Source organism: Tunturiibacter gelidiferens, assembly GCF_013410115.1.
Taxonomy (GTDB): domain Bacteria; phylum Acidobacteriota; class Terriglobia; order Terriglobales; family Acidobacteriaceae; genus Edaphobacter; species Edaphobacter gelidiferens.
Genome location: NZ_JACCCV010000002.1, coordinates 1612373 through 1632823, shown reverse-complemented (window position 1 = coordinate 1632823; position 20451 = coordinate 1612373). Strand labels below are relative to the sequence as shown.

The following is a 20451-nucleotide window of genomic DNA, read 5'->3' as shown; positions in this document are numbered from 1 at the left end:
TCATCTATGCTTCATCTCTGCTTTACTGCTCAAGACTGTAATAGTGCGAGGTGTACGCAATGCGGATATTGCTTGTGGAAGATGAGCCTAAGGTCTCGGGCTTCGTAGAGCGTGGACTCGCCGCCGAGCGGTACGCAGTGGATGTCTCGGCGGATGGCCGCGACGGTCTGGAGATGGCACAGACCTATCCTTACGACCTGATTATCCTGGATCTAATGCTGCCCCGGCTGGATGGCCGCGAAGTGCTGCAGCGGCTTCGCCATAAGGATGCATGCGTCCCCGTTCTAGTGCTGACGGCGCGGGACTCCATAGAAGACAAGGTGCGCCTCTTCGAGAGCGGTGCGGACGACTACCTGACCAAGCCATTCGCCTTTGCCGAACTGCTGGTTCGGGCGAAAGCCTTGTTGAGGCGCGGACCGGTAAATCGATCGAGCACGCTGATGGTGGGAGACCTGGAGCTGGATCGCCTGACCCAACAGATTAAGCGCGGTGGCAGACGCATCGAACTGACAGCGAAGGAGTACTCCCTGCTGGAGTACCTGATGCAGAATGCAGAGCGGGTGCTCTCACGCAATATGATCATCGAGCATGTGTGGGACCAGAGCTTCGACGGAGTGACAAACATCGTCGACGTGTATGTGCGGCATCTGCGTTCGAAGGTAGACGACGGACAGGAGAGTAAGCTGATTCGCACAGTGCGCGGAGCCGGATACATGATTCGTGCAGGTGGTGAGGCTTGATTCCGGCCATCCATTTGACGACACTGCGGACACGGGTCACAACATGGTATGTCGGCCTGATGGCGGCTGCGTTGCTTGTCTTTGGCGCGGCTCTCTACTTTGGCGTGCAGGGCTATCTGCGAAGCTCGTTGGAGGAATCGCTGATTGGTGAAGCAAAGGGGATCGTCCTCACTTTTCTCTCGCAGGAGGAGAGCAAGGGACAATCATGGATGCAGGGTGAAATCGCTGAGGCATATGCCCCGGAGAACAGCGGACGGTTTATTCGCGTTAGCCGGCAGGATGGCACCGTGCTGTACCAGGGCGGCGACACGCGAGATCCTCATATCGATTCCTCGATTGTTTCGCAACCTCAATTGAGTGAGTCGAAGGATTTTTTTCGACACGAAAGTGCCGGCGGAACGCACAATCTGCTGATCTATTCACAGCCATATGTATCGCCCTCGGGAACCAGATACGTCGTTGAAATGGGCGCTTCCCTTGCCCCGATCTCACGTGTGCTGGCAAGCCTGTTGAAGATTCTGTTCCTTATAACGCCGTGCATTCTTTTTGCAGCGGCACTCGGTGGACACTTCTTGATGAAATTGCCGCTGCGGCCCCTGGAAATCTTGAGCGAGCAAGCAGAACGGATCGGCACTCATCAATTTGGCGAGCGCCTGCCCGTCATAGCGACCGGCGACGAGATGGAGAGGCTGTCGCTCTCGCTGAACCGTATGATTAGTCGCCTTGAAGACGCGCTTGCCTACAATCGGCGCTTCTCTGCAGATGTGTCTCATGAGCTGCGTACGCCGCTCACGATACTTCGCGGCGAGTTGGAACAGTTGCTCCACACCTCCAGAATGCCGATGACGCAGCGTGATTCCCTGGGCAGTGCACTCGAAGAGATCGACCGCATGGCACAGATAGTGGAAAGCCTGCTGACCATCTCCCGACTGGATTCCGGCACTGACGGTATGGACCTGAAGCAAGTAGACCTGAACTGCCTCGCACAATGGACCGTCGACCAGATGCACCTCATGGCGGAGGAGAAGAATATCGCGCTGCGATGCTCGCGGGTTGAGCCGGTGGCAATTATGGCTGACGCTGGCAGAATCAAGCAGGTGCTGGTGAATCTGTTGGACAACGCCATCAAGTACACACCAAATGGAGGCGAGGTGGCCGTCTCGGTATCAGCAATCGGCGCAACCCAGCTTGCGATTCTGGAGGTCAGCGATACCGGCATAGGCATTCCGGCTCGATCGCTGCCGCATGTCTTCGAACGCTTCTACCGTTCAGACAAGGCACGGACCAGAGAGTCGGGCGGTACTGGTCTGGGACTCTCGATCGCGAAAGCGATCTCGAAGGCTCACGGTGGAACCATGTCGATAGAAAGTGTAGAAGGCAGAGGGACGCGAGTCAGGCTCGAACTCCCTCTGTCTCCTTTGCCCGTTTCGGCCGTCCCCGGACTAAATATCCAGACCACGCCAGAAGGAAAGCCTGGAAACGTCTCTGTCGAACGAAGTCTTCATCAATGCGTGCATCTCGGTAGTGATCGGATTGGTGAACACAATCTGAATTCCCGTTAACTAATCCATCTCCATGACTCGGCGATTTTGCTTCAATTTACTAGTCGATGAGACCCACGCTTCCGAGTTGCCGACGAAACACAATCGCAAGGCACCACACCTGCCTTGATTCGTGGTCTACCCAAACTCCCTAAAACGCGCTTAGTAGAGCTATGGGTTGGTAAAGAACCGGGACGGGTACGTCAGGAACTTCGACGCGTGGGTCGGTGTATAGCTCTGACCCATCGGAAGTCACTACCTTCCCACTCAGCAAGCCCGCTGATCTACGAGCTGCTGCGATCATGTCGCTGTGTGCGATCTACGGGCTGCGAAGTCCGGATCAGCAACATCAGGGTGAAAGCCTCGGAGGTTGCGCGTTAGGCACCATACGTATCCGCCGTCCACAACTACAAGACTCCCGCCGTCAGTCGCGACATCTTGGGAACCGAAATCGAAAAATGTTCGCTCTTTAAGGAACGGCCCAAAGCAAAGAGTAATGTCGACTGCTGAAAGAGTTCCGCCGCTCTCATCGATTCAGCTTGTGAGAGCCAATAGAGCGGCCCCACGCGCCAAGTTGCCCGGCTTACACCGAGAAGAGTTCGAAGCGCCGGTTCATTTATACGCCAGTGCTTTGTAAGTACCTCGGCAAAGAGACTATTGTGGGACGTTTCCGGGACTGCCATGCATGGACTCTAAGCGGATACGTGAAGGCGGCCTGACGCTGGGCGCAAAGTGAATAAGCTTCCGATGGATGTGCCGGATATGAGTTCGTGCGGTGTCAGCGACGAAGGAAAGCTTCACGGGAAGAGTGAGGCAGGATACTATTCTAGCCATCGATCAAATGGATGGCGGATGGAGATTCCTGGGGTGAGTGATCGGGTGACGGCATCGCGTCTTGTTCGTCTCTGTGGCTTGTTGCTGAAGCAGTTGGAGAGCGCGGCCCGGGCACGCGTGCTGGCGACCGAGGTGGAGGCGCTGTTTGCGGATTCGGCAGTGGTGGTTTACATGGCGGATGAAGCGGCGCAGGCGTGGCAGGTGAAGGCGACTGTGGGTGGACTGACGATCAGCCGTGGTGCGATAGCGTATGATGCGGCGGGCAGCCTGGGCGCGGTGTTGGAGGAGCACGCGGTGATGCAGTTTGCCGCGGGGGATCTGGCGCGGGAGGAGTTTGCGCACCTAGATCTGCGGCGGAGTTTCAGTGCGCTGAGCTATGTGCCAATTCTGTTGAACGATCGGCTGCTGGGTTGCATAGAGATTGTGAGCTTTGGCGAGGCCGCGACGGAAGAGGCGCTGGACGAAGCGGCGGAGATGGCGGAGCATGCGGCGGTCGCGCTGGACGCGGCGCAGCGGTATGAGGCGGAGCGGGGCGCAGGGCTGGCTTCGGTGCTGCGGCTGACGCAGCTCTACGACATTGAGCGGGTGTTCAACTCTACGCTGGAGATGCGGGAGCTGCTTCCGATCATCTGCTCGAAGGTGCAAGATCTGATGGGGGCGGATGCGGTGAATCTGTGGTTGGTGGATCAGAGTGATCTGCTATTGACGGAGCAGGTGGGGGAGGAAGGGACGGCGTTGGGGGAGCGTCGAGCAGATGGCGAAGGGGTCGTGGGTGGAGTGGGAGAGACGGGCGAAGAGGCGCTGGTGCAGGAGGACGAGCGGTCGGTGATAGCAGCTCCGCTGCTGCATGCAGAGGCGCTGACGGGAGTGCTGGAAGTGGTGCGGTTCGGCGCGCAACGGCGGTTCACAGAGGATCATCTGTTCACGCTGACGCAGGTGGCTGGGTCGGCGGCACAGGCGCTGCATAACTCTTCGCTGCTGCAGGCGGAGCGGAAGATCGAGGTGCTGCGGACGCTGGTGGGGGTGGGGCAGGAGATTACGTCGACGCTGAATCTCCAGCGTGTGCTCGAGGCGATTGTGAATCAGCCGCAGCTGGTGATTCCGTATGAGCGGGCGGCGATTGCGCTGGAGAACAGGGGCCGGATCGCGGTGCAGGCAATCTCGGGGGTGACGAAGCTGAATGCGTCGACGGCGGAGGTGCAGGAGCTGAATGGGGTGTTGAGCTGGGTGGCGGGCTTGGGAACGGAGGTGTATGTCACGCAGCGTGGGGAGGCGATCAGCGACGCGAGGCCGGAGACGCGGGAGAAGTTCCGGCGGTACTTTGAGACCTCGGGAATGCGGAGCTTTTATGCGCTGCCGCTGACGGATGATGAGGGGCGGCTGGGGATTCTATCGTTCGAGAGCTCGGATGCGGAGTTTCTGGGAGCGCTTCATCTGGAGATCATCAAGATTTTGTCGAGCCAGGCGACGCTGGCACTGAGGAACGCCTCGCTGTACAAGGAGGTTCCGTTCATCGGGATATTGGAGCCGTTGATTGAGAAGCGGCGGCGATTCATGGCGATTGAGCGACGGAGACGGGGGCTCCTGTTGGGTTCGGTTGCGATGGTGGCGTTGGCGATGGTGCTGGTTCCGCTACCAATGCGGGTCTCGGGGCAGGCAGAGGTGAATCCATCGCAGACGCAGTATGTGCATGCGGAGGAGGACAGCGTGGTACAGCGTGCGTTTGTGCACGAGGGCGATCGCGTGGAGCCGGGGACTCCGCTGTTCCAGATGGCGGACTGGGGGCAGAGGGCGACGCTGGCGGGTGCGCAGGCGAAGTACGAGACGGCGATGGCGCAGAGGAATCGTTCGCTGACGGACAATGATGCAACGGCGGCGGGGCAGCACGAGGTAGAGGTGGAGTATGCGCGGGGCGAGGTGACGCGGCTGAACGACAGACTGGAGCGGACGACCTTGCGGTCGGAGATTGCGGGTGTGGTGGCGACTCCGCATGTGGAGGACCTGGTGGGGAAGAAGCTTTCGAACGGGGATCCGGTGGTGGAGTTAGTGAGTACGGCGAGTGTGGTGGTGGATGTGGCGGTGTTGGAGCGGGATGTTGCACTGGTGAGGCCGGGAGCGGAGGCAGTGGTGAAGCTGGAGTCGTTTCCGACGGCGACGTTTCGCGGACGGGTGGATGTTGTGAGTCCTTCGGGGACGACGGTGGGAGATAAGCACCTGTTCTTTGCGCGGGTGGAGCTGCCGAATGCAGATGGACGGCTGCGGCCAGGAATGCAGGGCACGGGGAAAGTTCGAGTGGGTTTACGGCCGCTGGGGTATGTGCTATTTCGCGATCCCGCTTTGTGGGTTTGGTCTACGCTGTGGAACTGGTTCGCCTGGTAAGGAGCGCTATGGTTCGTCTGGTTGCGGCTGCTTTGGTGATGTTCGGGATGTCAGGATGCACGTCAGACCCACCTCCGGTGGCGGCGGCTTCGGCGGAGAGGGTGCGACCGGTTGTGGCTTCTACTTCGAGTGCGAGCGGGCCGCGGGAGATTGTGGTGTCGGGTCCGGTGACGGTGGAGGAACAGCTGGACGTAGTGGCGCTGCGGGCGGGGGTGATTGTTGCGATGCCGGTGGATGTGAACTCGGAGGTAGAGAAGGGTCAGGTGATGGCGCGGCTGGATGCGCGGCAGCTGGAGGCGGATCGCGCGACGTCGGAGCACAAGGCAGAGAGTGTGGATGCCGATCTGAAGAACTGGGAGTCGGAGCTGCAGGTGAAGGAGGCCGACCTGCGCCGGGCCGAGGCGATGCACAAGGAAGGGATCAGTACGCAGGAGGCATACGACCATAGCCTCTACGAGGTGACGGCTAGTAAGTACGAGGTGGAGCGGCAGCGCGGAGACGAGTTGAGCGCAAAGGATAGTGTGCGGTCGATCGATCTTGAGCTGGAGAAGACGCGGATCGTGGCGCCGTTTCGCGGTGTGGTGTCGCAGCGGTATGTCCGGCAAGGACAGTATGTGACGGTAGGGGAGAAGTTGTTTCGGGTGATCGGGCGGTCGTCGCTTGAGGTGCGATTTACACTGCCTGCGACGGAGGCGCAGCTGCTGCGGCGTGGCGATGTAGTGACGGTGTCAGCGACTACAGACTTCAAGGAGAGCACGGCGGCGACCGTGACGCATTTGAGTCCGGTGGTGGACCCAGGAAGCGGCACGATTGAAGTGGTGGCGGTTGTGAAGGACCGGCTGCGGGGGCTGATTCCGGGGACGATGGCTTCGATAAGGATAGCGGGCACGCGATGAACCTGGCCGAGGCGCTTAATGCAGCGTTGCCGGATCTGCCGGCGCGGCGGATACGCACGGGTTTTCCTAAGATGGATCCGGCGGCGGTGGTGAAGGAGAACGTGGAGGACGGAGAGCCGGTGATGGTGGTGTTGAACCGGAGCACGGACAAGATGTTTCGCTTCAACCCGGTGCAGTGGCGGATTATCGAGCTGTTCGATGGCGTGCGGACGTATGAAGAGATTGGGGCGTTGCATGCGGAGCGCTACGGTGTGGCGTACGGCGCGGACGATCTGCGGGAGTTTGCGGCGGGGCTGGATGATGCAGAGTTCTGGTATCGAACGCCGCTGGAGAGGAGTGTGGCGCTGCGTGAAAAGCTAGAGAGCGGACGTCACCAGCACACGCACAGAAAGTCCAAGTGGGGCGACATTGCGCATATGCAGTTTTCGGCGTGGGATCCGGATCAGTACTTCAATCGGATCTATCCGTACACCCGATGGGTGTACAGCGGATGGTTTACGACGCTGACGGTGGCGTTGTTTGCGTGCATGCTGTTGCTTTCGGCGGCGAACTGGCAGCAGATCCGCCTGGACACGGTGCAGTTCTATACGTTCACGCACAAGAGCGCGTCGGAGCTGGCCCAGTTCTGGCTGATTTTTCTGTTCCTTGGGTTCTTTCACGAGTCGGCGCATGGGCTGACGTGCAAGCACTATGGCGCGGAGGTGCATGGGATGGGGTTTCACCTGGTTTATCTGACGCCTGCGTTCTTTGTGGATGTGAGCGAGGCATGGGTGTATGCGACGCGGTGGCAGAGGCTAATGACGATCATCGCGGGGATATGGGTTGAGATGATTTTCTGCGCGATCGCGACGATAGTGTGGTGGGGGACGCCACCGGGAAGTGGAGCACACGACTTTGCGTATAAGATCATGCTGCTGACGGGAGCCGCGGTGGTAGTGGTGAACATGAATCCGCTGATCAAACTGGATGGATACTATGCGTTCTCGGAGATCATCGGGTTTTCGGATATCAAGGAGAAGTCGACGGCGTATCTGTCGGGGCTGGTGCGGGGCAGAATCTTTCGGCTGCCGGTGGAGATGGAGTATGTGGTGCAGCGGCGGCGGCCGGGGTACGTGGCGTATGCGCTGCTGTCGGGAATCTACAGCTATGGACTGCTGTTGACGGTGGTCCGTTTCAGCTACAACGTGGCCGTGAGCTACAGTCCGCAGTGGGGGTTCTTGCCTGCTGGAATCTTTGCGCTGGTGATCTTCCGCGGGCGGCTTCGAACGCTGCTGCAATTTGCGCGGACGGTGTACCTGGACAAGAAGGATAGGGTGCGGGCGTGGTGGACGGGGGCCCGGGTGGCGTTGGCGTCGGGGGTTGCACTGGTGATTGTGTTTGCTCCAGTGTGGCACGAGACGGTGACGGCGCGATTTGTGCTGGAGCCGGGCGAGCGGGCGGTGGTGCGGACTACGGTTCCCGGCAGGGTGGTGTCGGTGATGACCCGTGAGGGGGAGAGGGTGACGGCGGGCACGCCGCTGATCGAGATGGAGAGCCGCGAGGTGAGCTCGATGCGTGCGGGTGCGGGAAGCGAGTTTGCCTTGACGGGGATGAAGCGCGTGGAGGCGCAGCTGGAGCATGGCGATGAGAGCGAGGCGATTCCGGAGCATGCGCGCGCGGACGTGGAGCGGACGATTGCGGAAGAAGTGGAGCAGCAGCTGCGGCCGCAGGCACCGATCTCCGGTGTGGTGATGAATGCAGGCTTGAAGAACCTGGCGGGAAGTTACCTGGATGCAGGGGCGATGGTGGCGGAGATCGGCGATACGGAGCAGATGCGGGCGCGGATCTTTGTGCTGGAGTATGCCCTGCCGCGAGTGCGGGAGGGAGCGCGTGTGGATCTACTAGAAGATGGACGGTTCGGTGTGCTGCGATCGCGGGTGCAGAGCCTGGAGAGAGCGCCGGAGGCACTGGATGCGGCACTGGATACGGATGAGAAGATTCGAGGGGCGGGGACGCTGACGTACTTTGTCGCCGATGCGATGATCGCGAACGATGGCACGCTGCGCGATGGGATGACGGGGACTGCGAAGATCGCAGTGCGGCGGCGCAGCCTGGCGGGGGTAGCGGCTCGCGAGGTGCGGGAGTTTGTGCAGCGGAAGCTTTGGTAGGGAGAAAAAAAAGACGGGCGGAGGCAGAAGCCTCCACCCTGATGCACTTCGAGTTGCTGCAGAGAACCTAAGCGGAATTAAAGCAAAGGACCAACACAGGACAGAGTTACGTATACAGATCCTGAGGTTGTCCGGAGTATCTACGGTTAGAGCGAGGGGTTCATGGCTCGGCTGGCGATCTTCTTCGAGAGGACCGCGCGGCTGGCGATGGTCTTGGAGAGGACGGCTCGGCTGGCGACGGTTTTCGACAGCGCAACAGGAGCAGCTGCGGCGGCTGACTTGGGTGAAGACTTCGTGGTGGAGGCGGACTTCTTCTCGGGGCTCAGGTTGCTGGTGAGGGATTTCTTTTGGATAGCCATGATAGTTTCTTCTCCTTGAAATGTCTTCAGATCAGCTTGAGGTTCTCTTTGCTGGGACTGTGCTATGTCTTATTGCAAGCAGCGTGCCAAAGGTCGGAATTGCCAAAATACAGGGATTTTGGCGATTTTCGGCATGGGGCAGGTGGATGCGTACGATGGAGGGTCTCCGTGGGGGGGTAAATTTTCACCTCGCCGGGTTAATTTTTAACCCCGGACTACCTTTTGCCGTTGAGTTTGATCTGGTCTTCGTGGATATGGTGTTTGCGGCAGAGATACTTCATCTTTTCGACTGGGATGTGGAGGAGGGCGGCAGCGGCCGTCTTGCCGCCGGCGCGGCGCAGGGCGGCGAGTAGATAGGCGACCTCGATACGTGTGAGCTCATCTTCGAGGTCGAGGCCTTCGGGGGGGACAAGGATCTCGTCGTAGCTGGCGGTGCTCTCGTAGAGGACCTTTTCGGGGAGATGCTGCATGGAGATGGTGTCGCCGTCGACCATGAGGGCGAGGCGCTGAACGAGGTTTTCGAGTTCGCGTACATTGCCGGGCCATGCGCCGGTTTCGAGCACCTGGAGCGCTTCGGGGGAGAAGCGTTTGTGCCGCAGATTGCCGGCGGTGCAGTACTTGGTGAGGTAGTGGTCGAGCAGGAGGGGAATGTCGCCTTCGCGGTCGCGGAGTGGAGGGAGCGCTACGGGGATGACGCAGATGCGGTAGAAGAGGTCTTCGCGGAACTGGCCCTGCCGAACCATCTGCTCAAGGTTGTCGTTGGTGGCGGCGATGAGGCGGAAGTCGATCTTGCGCGGACTCTTGGCGCCGATACGCTGAACGGTTTTTTCCTGGAGGACGCGGAGCAGCTTGCTTTGGAGGAGGAGAGGGAGCGAGCCGATCTCGTCGAGGAAGAGGGTGCCGCTGTCGGCGAGTTCAATTTGTCCGAGTTGGGTGGCGTGGGCTCCGGTGAATGCACCTTTTTCGTGGCCGAAGAGCTCGGACTCCATAAGGGTTTCGGGGAGGGCAGCGCAGTTGACGCTGATGAAGGGCTGGCCGCGGCGCGGGCCGAGGTCGACGATGGCACGTGCGGCGAGTTCTTTGCCGGTGCCGCTTTCTCCGCGGAGGAGAACGGTGCTGTGGCTAGAGGCGACCCGGCGGAGGGTTTCGTAGAGGCGCTGCATCGGCTCGCTGCCGCCAATCATGTCGCAGAGGGAGTTACGCCGGGCTAGCTCGCCGCGGAGGTGCACGGCTTCGAGGTGCCTGCGGTGTTGCTGGCCGGCTTCGAGGAGATGATCGCGGAGTTCGGGGAAGCCGATGGGGGCTAAGAGGAACTCGTCGGCTCCGGATTTCTTTGTGCGAATGCGGGCGTTTTTGAGATGCGTCCGGGAGATGACGGTCAGATAGATGTGTGGCGCGGCGGCGCGGATGGATTCGATGTAGCAGAAGACGTCGGTGCCGGGCGAGACGATAGTGTCCAGGTCGATGACGAGGATCTCGGGTTTGTGTTCGGCGAGACTCTGGAAGAGAGTTTCGGAGTCTGCGGCAAGACGGATGAAGAAGGCGGGCGCGAGCTCCTGGCCGATCTCGGGCAGAGCGTCGTTATCGCTGGTGGCAAATAGCAACTTCAGCCCGTCGGTGGACTCTTGTGCACCTGCATTGGATAGCAAGGGCGCTCCAATAATAAAAAAGGATCAGGCGAGTATTATACGAGAGCTTCAAAATATCGTCCGCGATGAGCGACGGATAGCCATTCACTCCGGCGACGAGGATTGCCCATCCACGATCGACCGGAGCATCCACTCGCGGGATATAGCGGCAATCAGGTCCGCAATCCGATTCCGAATCCTCGCAAAATGGAGAGGTTTCTCACGCCGCCACCTGCATGTACACAATGACACCCGATAAGCATTTCATAATCGATGTCCATCCACGGCACCCGCAGGTCAGTATCGCCGCCGGCTTTTCTGGTCACGGTTTTAAGTTTTCATCCGTAGTGGGTGAAATCCTCTTTGATCTGGCAATGACAAAAAACGCTTCAAGCGATATCGCCCTTTTCTCAGCTTCCCGCTTTCGTCCGCAATGAATGATGAGTAGAACCGGCGTCGTTGTTGGTTCGGGAGTACGAATCAATATCGGTACCGACAATTCCTAGTACAAGGAGGCATAGTAGTGAAAGTGATCCTCGATTCGGCCCCCAATACCGCTCCCGGTTGACGGGCAAAACCGGAAGTTAGCCTCGCTTGGCGATTTCAGGGCAAGGCTCGTCGAGCTAGCTCAGTAAGCCTTCGAAAGAGTGGATGATGCTGGTGAATTTACAGAGTCTAGCCATACGTCGGCTTGATGGATTCCGAAGCTCTGATATCGGCCTCAATTTTTACCCAGATAGACAATTACGATTCCCGGATAGTTGAAATTAAATTCCCTGTTCAGTCGGGGCCTAATCTAGAGGAAGGTGCGAGAAATCGCCCTGGATTCATGAGGATTGACGGATAATGCTAGGGCATTTTCTGCAAAGCCCATGAAAGATCCCTGTATTAGTCCCTGATAGCAGGGAATCGGGCCGGGAGAGCGGTTCGCTCAGGGCTGTCTCCACCGCCATTTTGTCTGCGCGGTCTCGCAGTAGCGATTGGCCGCCGCAGAAACTAGCGAAAATCCGTACAAAATCGAGTTTTCTTTCGCCGAGCTCGATCTCCAGAGAGATTGTCAGTTCAATCATCTGGCCTGCGTGGGCCAATATCTCCAAGTCAGTCCGCTGGAGAGAATCCTGGGCAATTTGGGGCGCGTTTGCCAAGCAGCCTCGATGGACGAAGATCGTCGCGTATCTGCGAAGCGCCATGCATCATTCCACCGTCCCGGTGTTATCGCCGTGAAAGGGCGATTTGAGGGGGTTAGGGGTAGTTTGTATGAGCTATGCAAAGTTCGCAAAAACCCAGTAAACACGCATGGTTCAAGGCCATTCGCTACCCTGATTCGTTTGGTGAGGTTTGTACCAGTTATTAGGGGCGTTCGCCACAATAACGTCACAGAGCAATTCTTCAGTGTTCACAGGGGTATCTAGCAGGTCTAGACCAAGAAATGATCTGAGTACGCGTTTGTTATTACCCCGTGAGCTTGAACCATAATGTGTTGCTGACGAACACAGTCTCAGCATGAAAGGGGAGGACTCCACTGAATTGAATTCCATCGGTCTGCCTGACCACCGTGTACTTTATGCTTCCTTGGAAGGTATTGGATTGAAAGTAACTCTGGCTACTGTTCGCAATTTTAAGCAGGGAAGCGTGGACGATCGGAACCGAAAACCCTTTGGAAAATACCTTGTCACCATCGACTGCATAATCGTGTAGTTTGCTCCGGATGTAGATAAAAGCGCCGCTTCCAATAAAGCAAATTCCATGTGCGATTTCAGATTGAGTTTGTTGTCCTGTTCTTGTCCTTCAACCAGCGAAACGATACTGGCTGAAGGCTTCCACCGCGCCGCTTCAGCCTTCTCCTCGTCGGCCTGTCGGCGGGCAGTTTCAGCTGCCTCAGCTCGTCTTTGATAATTGTTTCAAGCGCCTTTTGCACTGCCGTCGCTGGTGCGGACGTGGAGGATTCATTTCTCCACATACCGAGCTGAAGCGGCTTTGCAACGCTTCACGATTCCGGTGAGATGTTGGGATATCTGACGGCGTAGATCGTCCGAGCTTGAAAACACCTCATATTTAGTGTCTTTTTGACGAGACTGTTTATATTGGTCGAGCGCGTCAAGCTGATCTCGGTCCGTGTCGCGCGGAATAGGAGCGTTCGAAAAAATAGAGCGCAACGTACTTAACTGCTTTTCGAAACTCTTTAATCTCCTCGATCGTTCCTGACTCCGCTACCCCGGTCGGTGTACCAAGCCGCGTACCAAAGATTCCGATTAGGAAGTCTCCTCGTGCGACGATCTGACGGTTCAATAACGCTTGCGGGCGATCTCCAGACTCGGGATAAGAGTGGTTTCCCATCTGATCGGGTGAAGCGATATATGTTGATAGTGTCAGGGTTAGAATCGACGGCATTCCATTCGTGGATTGCCATTGTGACCGCATCTCTTTCGTCGTTCACATCGCTAGGCGACGCGATCAACACATTGAGAACGTCTGGACGGTTACTTTCTCTGAGTTCTTTGGTGGTAGTGGTAACGGTTGCTCCTTTGTTCTCGGACGAAGCGGCTTTCTGAGCAGCAGCTTTTTCATTTTCGACGCGTGCTCTCTAATGCAATCATAATGTCGTTGTAACGAGGAAGGCTCTGCGGGCGGTGCTGTCGATAACTCAGGGGAATAGGTATAGCGCCAGGAATATTCTTCGCGGCATTGTTTACCGCGTTTCGCTGTTGAACAAGCAAAAAGTCCTTTACTGCGGCTTCGATGCAATCGCACAGTGGTTTGGTGAGCAGTATGTCGTACAGATGCCTCAAAATATCCGAAAGCGCGGCAAGGTAGCAGCCGACGTCGCGACTTCGATGGAACCGTTCTTTGGAACCCAGCGTCAGGACATAGGTCAGCGCCGTGAGCTGGCCAACGCCGTAGACCTTGATCAGAGCTTGCGTTTCGGTGTACTCCGTCTCCGTAAGCCGTTTGAACCACTTCTCCACTCCCTTGGGACTGGTTCGGAAACGGCCTTGATCGATCACTTCTCCTTCTTCGTTGAGCGTGCAGTAATGGCTCCAGACGTCCCCAAGATCGAGGCCGATCGTCATCTCAACCTTGGACCGCCTGGCGGGTGCTTCGCCAACAATCCTGTGGAGTTCAAAGGGAAGCTGGTGCAGGTTCGAGCTCAAATCTGGCCTGTTACGGTTACTTTGAATGGGACAATGCTCGATGGATACCAGTTCCTTGGGGTAGAGTCTGGAACCTGTCATTTTTTACCTGCTAACTTCATCAGACCTAACAGTCTGTACGGGCATACTTACTTTGCCACCTTCACTGGGAGAGTTGTCGGAACAATCAGGCCGTTGATCCACTTCACCCTTGGCGGCCCAGTAGGCGCTCTCCGGTTATGCTGCTGATCGAAAGTCAAGCAGACGTTCACGGGGAGGAAGATTACCTGAACGGCCTGGTCAGAAGGCCACAGATCTACGATCAACATAGTCGTTCCTTCATTACTCCGGAATAGCGCGATTGTTGTTCTGCCCGAAAAGTCACCTTTGCGGCAAGTTCAAGGTCGAAGTTTCTCATAACCCTGTTTCAAGGAACTACAGGAACCACTTGTCCGAGAAGCCGACTATACGGCCAAATGGAGAAGTTCCGGTTTGCCGACGACCCGGAAGTGAATGACCAAACAGATTGACCGGTCATCGCATGATCATAGGTTCGCTGGGAACTTGGAGAGGTCGGCTATTCAGAACACAGACTTCGATTGCTCGAGGCCAATTCGATCATTCACGGCATTATGAATCCGCTGCTTGCACCCTGGGTAACGCTCCGTTGTCTGAACTGACATATGGCCAAGCAGATAACGCGGTTGTTAGCTGATTCAACCCAGCTCATTTTGTTTCATGAGAGCCATCCGAGATCCAAAAGGTCGGCGATAGGTTCAGTAAACGAACAGGAGCCGAAGCCAATAGCGAAGTTCTCTCGCGCTTCTCTGATTTGTTCCGCGGATAGTTCCTGATCACACCATGCAAGAGCGTGCCTGCTCCAGCGAAAGGCGGTAGGATCGTGTTCATTCAACACTGCTAAAACCTTCTCTTCTGTTGCTCCGTAATAGGCGATGATTGCCGCGACGAAGACATTGATGAAACCGTTCATCAGAGCGGATGCGCTCCCCGGTTCATACGTGAGCCGTTGAACGGAACGCAAAGGATGATGCAGTCCAGCCGTTGCCTTGAAGGGAACCTTTGCTTCGGCGCAGGCCGCGAGAAATTCCGCGACCTGCTCGACGCTGGGGATGGCATCGGCAGTAACGCCTCCGGTCCTAATCTTTGCGCGCGCGTTCCCTTCCTTCAGTGCAGGAATCATTTGCCTGCAATTCTTCAGTGGAAATTCGACGTAGAGAGTTGTCTTTGGGGGTGCGGCTGAGAGCAGCTCATGCACCTCAGCCAGATTTGCAGCCTTGGACTCGAGGACGTCAACAACTGCGACCCTCCTATCGAGTCCAGATATCAGGCGAGCATCATGCTGCGCATTGCCCGTGCCGAGTGCGCCCAGGAGCCATGGTGTCAGCTGCTCGTCGCTGCCCACCTCCATCAATGCCGCGCTGAATTCTGTCAGCCTCGCAACTGGGACGATCAAGCGTCCCAGAGCCCGTGCATATTTACCAGAGCGGTAACTGGCATAGTTCCGGGTCGACGTTAGCATATCGAGGCCTGCGGGAGGAAAGAGCCCCGCGTAATCTATCAATCTGTTCAGGAATGGTTCAATTGGAGTCATTTGCTTTTTCTCTTCTTTACCTTCGTCGTCGGCATTCCGAATTCACCCTTCCATATGCGATGCCAGTCTACCTCCTGAAAGGTCGGGTCATTGGCAACTTGCCGAAAGTTCCGCCGGGTGCGGGCCGCGTGCCCGTATTCGCGCCAAGTTCGCCTAAGTGCGACCGGAGGGCTGTCGCTATCGTCGCCTGACCAGCGACCCCGCTCGTCAGGCGAAGTTGCCGATAACCCCGTTTTCAAGGAAGTTCGACGCCAAGGTTCTAGGCGCGCCCGCTTCTCGCTGATACTCTGGCGTCACCACGGTCCCCAAGGAAACTTATGCCTGAGACACCGGACATCTCGGCGGCTGTGCCCGCTGAGGCGACGCCACCGCTGAGCGAAGGCGAGACGGCAGAGAGTGCGGAGACAACACACGTTCCAGAGACTGCGAAGGAGCACGAAACCATGCTTGATGTACACCCGGCGCATCATGCGGCCAGTAGCTGGAAGGAATTCTTCATCCATATCGCGACGATTGTGCTCGGGTTGCTGATTGCGGTCGGTCTGGAGCAGGCGGTAGAGCACTCCCACCATCGCCGGGAGGTCGCAGAGGTGCGGGAGGAACTGCGGGGCGAGCGCGAAGCTAACAAGGACTCCTTCAGGAGTGAGACGACCAACTGGCGTTGGGAGACGGCGGAACTCGAAAATAACCTGATGGTATTGGCCTATCTTCAGAAGCATCCGGGCACGCCGGATGAAAAGCTGCCCGGCAGCCTCGTCTGGTTCCATGCTTCCGCTCCTAACACCCAGGCGGCCTGGGATGCGGCCAAGAACAGCGGCGTCACCAGCCTGATGCACCGCGAAGAGGTAGAGCAGTATGAAGACACCTACAACAAGCTTAAGAGGATCGATGACGCGCGGTCGCTTGCGTATGACGGGATGAATGACGCCTCACGGTACGAATTGACGGATAACCGGCTTTCGCACCTAAGCCCCGCGCAGATCGCCGAGATTACCACTCTGACGCAGATCGCCCTTTGCTCTGACGATCTCGCGGATGAAGGCGGCGGGGTATGTGCCGTAGGCGGCGGCCAGCGTGCAGGTTCCGGAGATGAATTAAGTGCATCGCTCCATGCGAGGCGTCTACCCGCCGCATCACGCCGCCAACACCGCCAACACCGCATCTTTCCTTCAATGAGGATAGAACTTTGAATTCCCGTAAAGTCGGCATTTCGGCAAGTTCGTCACGAAGTTGCCGAAATGCCGTTTTCATGGAATGACTGTTGCGTAGTCGAGGATTACTACTGAGAAGCCGACTTCTCGTTACTAATCCAGCCTTGATGAGCGCTTAGACGATGACGTACCAATTGAGTGCCTCTGGAAGATTGGCGGAATATCGACTATTCGGCTCTCAATGCTTTCATTGGATCAAGGCGCGATGCACGCCACGCGGGAACGATACATGCAAAGACGGCCACTGCAAGCAGTGTTGCGGCAACCGCGGCAAAAACCGCCGGATCGAGCGGCTTGATCTGATAAAGCAGGTCGCGCATTAACCGGCCGGCTGCCAGGCTTGCTGTGAGTCCCACGACAAGACCGAAGACCGCGGGCTGCATTCCATCCAGCAACATCTTCCGCATTACCTGTTCACGTCGTGCTCCCAGTGCGATGCGGATGCCGATCTCGGTCGTCCGCTGCGCTCCGATGTACGACATCACGCCGAACAATCCAACCGCCGCAAGAACCAGCGACAGCGAGCCAAAAGCGACGAGCAGCGTCGTGTTGAAGCTCTGGTCCTGGGTCGATTTCCCCAGCAACTGGTTCATGGTGAGCACATCGGAGACAGGCAGATCGCGGTCCATCTCCGAGACGATTCGCTGTACCGGGAGAGCGAACTGCTCCGGGTCATGACTCGAGCGAATCACAAGCGTCCCAACGTTCTCAACGCCGGCATCCAGCGAAAAGTACTGCACCGGCCGCGGCGTCTCGCCGATTGCGTAGCGGGTATCCCCGACAATCCCCACAATAACGGCATTCTGCCCATGTACGTGCAGATGCTTGCCCAGCGGATCTTCACCCGGAAAGTACTGGCTGGCGAAAGATTGGCTGATAATCACTTCGTCGGCTGCAGCCAATCGCTTCCCGTCAAATGTGCGTCCGCGCAAAATCGGAATGCCCATCGCGCCGAAGTACTTCGGATCGGCCGAGCGGCTTAGAGCATACAGACCTCTGCCTTGGGGCAAAGGGGGATGCTCCACAATGTTGAAAGTTGAATCCACCTCATAGCCCTGCCCGGGCACAAGTGTTGCAAAGCCTGCCGCGTCCACCCCCGGCAAAGCGCGCACACGTTCGAGCAGCGAGTCGTAGAAGTTGGCTCGCTGGGCTGGCGTCGCATAGCGGGCATCAGGGAGGCCAAGATGCATGGTGATCACACCTTGCGTAATGCAGCCCATATCGGCGGAGCGCAATCGTTCATAGCTTTTGAGCAGCAGCCCTGCGCCAACGAGCAAGATCACAGTCAGTCCGACTTCGAGCATGAGCAGCACCTTGCGCAACGTGGCCCGCGCAGTGCCCCCACCTACCGAACGCGACGCCTCATGCAGCGCGCCGAGAATGTGCCTGTCGCTGTTACTGAACGCAGCAATGAGTCCGGAAAACAGCGCGCACAGCATGATAACGCCGACCGTAAACGCCGCCACCACGCCGTCGATGTGGATCGAGTCGACACGGCTCATGTCGTGGCGAGCCTGCGACAGCCAATGAAGCGCGGCGAAGGCGAGCAAAAGTCCCAGAACACCGCCGGCTGCCGAAAGCATCAGGCACTCCATCATCCGCTCGCTCATCAGACGCAGCCAGCCTCCGCCCAGAGCGGTGCGAATAGCCAACTCTTTGCGCCGCGCCGCCGCACGCGCCACCAGCAGGTTGGCCACATTGAGGCAGGCAATCAGCAGCAGGCAGCATGTCGCCTCCAGCAGCACGTAGAGTGGCTTCCTGATTTCGCCTACCAGGTGCTCCAGCAACGGCCGGCTGCTCGCGCCTCTGAATACGAATGGGTCGTCGAGGTGCGCATTGTGGATGCGCTGGGAGATGAGACTCAGATCGGCCACGCCTTGCGCCGCGGTGACTCCCGGCTTCAGCCGCCCCACAACGCGGAACATGTGATTGTTCAACGAGGTCATCATGGCTTCGGGCTTGTCGTGGTAAACCGGTGTCCATAGCTGCGTAGACGGGTCAGGAAAATCAAACCATGCCGGCATAACACCGATAACGGTAAATGGCGCAGCATCCAACTCGATCGTCTGGTTCAGAATTCCAGGGTCACCGCCGAAGCGTCGCTTCCACAGACCCCAGCTGAGCAACACTGTGCCGTTGGCTGTGGGACTGTCATCGGCCTGCGTAAAATCGCGGCCCAGCGCGGGCTGCACGCCCAGTGTGCGGAGCATGTCCCAGGAAAACAACGCACTCCTCAGCTTCTCCGGCAATTGCCCGCCCGAACCCGAGAGCCCAACCCGAATACCCTGCGCGAGCGCGAGACTGCTGTAGCTGCGGTTCTGCTTCTTCCACTCGGCGTACATGCCGCCAGAGACCACGTTGGTATCGGTCGTGTCGTCCCCAAGAGCGCCCGCCTCGTAGAGCATCACAAGGCGATCCGGATCATGGAACGGCAAGGGCTTGAGCAATACGCCACGCACCACCGTGAACAGCGCGACGTTGGCGCCAATGCCCAACGCCATCACGAGAATGGCGATGATCGTAAAGCCGGGCGTGCGGCGAAGCGTGCGCAAACTAAAGCGCAGATCGCGGGCGAGGGATTCAATCCAACTCCAGGACCACACCGCGTGTGTCTGGTCACGAATAAGAGTCGGATTGCCAAAGGCGCGCAGGGCTGCGTAGCGAGCCTCTTCTCCTGAAACGCCACCCTCCCGCTGCTCCTCTTCTTCCAACTCAAGATCGGAGCGCAACTCCCGCTCCAGGTCGGCATCTCTCTTCTTGATCTGCCACCATCTCATGTCAGGCCTCCTCGGGTACCGGCCACATCACGCGCGCGACGGCTTCGGCCATCTGCTTCCACTGCGACTCTTCGACCAGCAACTGCTTCCTGCCTTTGTCAGTCAACCGGTAGTATTTGAACTCCCGATTTCGGTCCGGCGCAGTCTCCCATTTGGAGACGACCCATCCTCGTTCTTCCAGGCGATGGAGCGCGGGATAGAGCGAGCCATGCTGCATCTGCAGGAATTCATTCGTGGTCCTCTGAATATGCTTTCCGATCTGGTGACCGTGAGCAGGCCCATGGAGAAGGGTCCTCAGGATAAGCATGTCAAGCGTTCCCTGGAGCAGCCCGACCCGTTGCTGTGCTCGCTTCGCCATAGAAGACACTCTACCGTCGATCTGGCAGTGATAGTAGACATTCGACCATCGCCTGTCAAGGGACAAAGCAGGGTGAATTCTCCGAAGACGACCTCAGGGACGTAGAGCTCATTGAGAATAATTTGTGCGCCAAAAGGCCGATCAGTAACGAGAAACGCGCTTGTGTTTACCAATAGGCGGCTAGCGTTCCCGAAAAGTCCCGTTTTCGGAAACTACGGGTGCTGCCTGCATGGAAGTTGCCGAAAGCCCCGTTTTTCGTGAGGAACGGATGGTGCAGTTACGCCAGGGAATCTTAGACTCGTATTGCGCCGTGAAGGGTGGGGTCGAAATTCTCCGGCCAAATCGTCAGAGAGTCAAACGTCGCACCTATCAATCGAGTCCTGTCAAAAACACACCCGCCAAGGTTTGCTCCGTTGAGGAATCCCGTTTATAAGCGAGGCATCAGTGAAATTTGCGTGGGAAGCGTCCGCACCCATCAGGTAAGCGCCTTGAAGGTCCGCCTCAATAAAAGTTGAATATTTGAGGTCAGCTCCCTCAAATATCGCTCGGTGCAAGTACATGCCGTCAAAGTTATAGCCTGCGAGGACTGATGCATCTATTTCGATCTCAAAATCTGCGCGGGTGGCGATCTTCATTAGATCTTCAGGAGTTTAGAACCATGATAGTTCCTTGAAAGTCGGCTTTGCGGCAAGCTCAAGGTCGAAGCTTCTCATAACCCCGTTTTTCGCGAGGTTCGATGTCACACACACTCAGGCCCTATGATGTCGATGAGCCAGCGCCAACAATGCGAGCAATCATGGGCCGTGTATAAACCTCCACGGGATCTTCGTCTCGATTG

At 57.6% G+C, this 20451-nt stretch carries 15 protein-coding genes; 7 read left to right on the top strand and 8 right to left on the bottom strand.

Annotated features, from left to right (window positions below; translation table 11 throughout):
- Window positions 1-59: 59 nt before the first annotated feature.
- The 5 genes from HDF12_RS18840 (at window position 60) to HDF12_RS18820 (ending at window position 8537) form a co-directional block, all read left to right on the top strand.
- Complete coding sequence (locus HDF12_RS18840) at window positions 60-740, top strand: winged helix-turn-helix domain-containing protein (protein WP_179585890.1); 681 nt, start codon at window positions 60-62, stop codon at window positions 738-740.
- Window positions 737-2302 (top strand): sensor histidine kinase, encoded by a 1566-nt coding sequence (locus HDF12_RS18835; RefSeq protein ID WP_179585888.1) that lies wholly within the window; start codon window positions 737-739, stop codon window positions 2300-2302. The genes HDF12_RS18840 and HDF12_RS18835 overlap by 4 nt, the downstream gene beginning before the upstream one ends.
- An 831-nt stretch (window positions 2303-3133) precedes the next feature.
- Window positions 3134-5494, top strand: a complete 2361-nt coding sequence (locus tag HDF12_RS18830; RefSeq protein WP_179585886.1) for a GAF domain-containing protein — start codon at window positions 3134-3136, stop codon at window positions 5492-5494.
- An 8-nt stretch (window positions 5495-5502) separates the two neighbouring features.
- Window positions 5503-6390 (top strand): efflux RND transporter periplasmic adaptor subunit, encoded by an 888-nt coding sequence (locus tag HDF12_RS18825; protein WP_179585884.1) that lies wholly within the window; start codon window positions 5503-5505, stop codon window positions 6388-6390.
- On the top strand, window positions 6387-8537 hold the full coding sequence (locus HDF12_RS18820) for an HlyD family efflux transporter periplasmic adaptor subunit (protein WP_179585882.1): 2151 nt from the start codon (window positions 6387-6389) through the stop codon (window positions 8535-8537). Before HDF12_RS18825 ends, HDF12_RS18820 begins: the two co-directional genes overlap by 4 nt.
- A 146-nt stretch (window positions 8538-8683) precedes the next feature.
- On the opposite strand, the gene HDF12_RS18815 is transcribed toward HDF12_RS18820, so the two are convergent.
- Together HDF12_RS18815 and HDF12_RS18810 are read right to left on the bottom strand one after the other, a co-directional pair.
- A complete protein-coding gene (locus HDF12_RS18815; RefSeq protein WP_179585880.1) occupies window positions 8684-8896 on the bottom strand; it encodes a hypothetical protein in 213 nt (70 codons plus the stop codon).
- A 215-nt stretch (window positions 8897-9111) separates the two neighbouring features.
- Window positions 9112-10545: a sigma-54 dependent transcriptional regulator gene (locus HDF12_RS18810; RefSeq protein WP_179585878.1), complete on the bottom strand. Its 1434-nt coding sequence runs from the start codon at window positions 10543-10545 to the stop codon at window positions 9112-9114.
- 224 nt (window positions 10546-10769) lie between these two features.
- Between HDF12_RS18810 and HDF12_RS18805 the strand changes: the two genes are divergently transcribed.
- A complete protein-coding gene (locus tag HDF12_RS18805) occupies window positions 10770-10961 on the top strand; it encodes a hypothetical protein (RefSeq protein WP_218892500.1) in 192 nt (63 codons plus the stop codon).
- A gap of 2127 nt (window positions 10962-13088) precedes the next feature.
- Here HDF12_RS18805 and HDF12_RS18800 read toward each other — a convergent pair.
- The 3 genes from HDF12_RS18800 to HDF12_RS18790 form a co-directional block, all read right to left on the bottom strand.
- Window positions 13089-13595: a hypothetical protein gene (locus HDF12_RS18800; RefSeq protein WP_179585874.1), complete on the bottom strand. Its 507-nt coding sequence runs from the start codon at window positions 13593-13595 to the stop codon at window positions 13089-13091.
- Between the two features lie 209 nt (window positions 13596-13804).
- Window positions 13805-13984, bottom strand: a complete 180-nt coding sequence (locus HDF12_RS18795) for a hypothetical protein (RefSeq protein ID WP_179585872.1) — start codon at window positions 13982-13984, stop codon at window positions 13805-13807.
- Between the two features lie 407 nt (window positions 13985-14391).
- Complete coding sequence (locus tag HDF12_RS18790; protein ID WP_179585870.1) at window positions 14392-15267, bottom strand: hypothetical protein; 876 nt, start codon at window positions 15265-15267, stop codon at window positions 14392-14394.
- A gap of 317 nt (window positions 15268-15584) precedes the next feature.
- On the opposite strand from HDF12_RS18790, the gene HDF12_RS18785 reads away from it, so the two are divergent.
- On the top strand, window positions 15585-16457 hold the full coding sequence (locus HDF12_RS18785) for a hypothetical protein (protein WP_179585868.1): 873 nt from the start codon (window positions 15585-15587) through the stop codon (window positions 16455-16457).
- A 188-nt stretch (window positions 16458-16645) separates the two neighbouring features.
- On the opposite strand, the gene HDF12_RS18780 is transcribed toward HDF12_RS18785, so the two are convergent.
- The 3 genes from HDF12_RS18780 to HDF12_RS18765 all read right to left on the bottom strand — a co-directional run bounded on the left by HDF12_RS18780 (window position 16646) and on the right by HDF12_RS18765 (window position 20248).
- The gene (locus HDF12_RS18780) at window positions 16646-19255 is read right to left on the bottom strand and encodes an ABC transporter permease (protein WP_179585867.1); all 2610 of its coding nucleotides are present in this window, start codon (window positions 19253-19255) and stop codon (window positions 16646-16648) included.
- Window position 19256: 1 nt separating this feature from the next.
- Entirely contained in the window at window positions 19257-19613 is a 357-nt protein-coding gene (locus tag HDF12_RS18775) for a PadR family transcriptional regulator (protein WP_179585865.1), read from the bottom strand.
- A 383-nt stretch (window positions 19614-19996) separates the two neighbouring features.
- Window positions 19997-20248: a pentapeptide repeat-containing protein gene (locus HDF12_RS18765; protein ID WP_179587111.1), complete on the bottom strand. Its 252-nt coding sequence runs from the start codon at window positions 20246-20248 to the stop codon at window positions 19997-19999.
- Window positions 20249-20451: the final 203 nt, after the last annotated feature.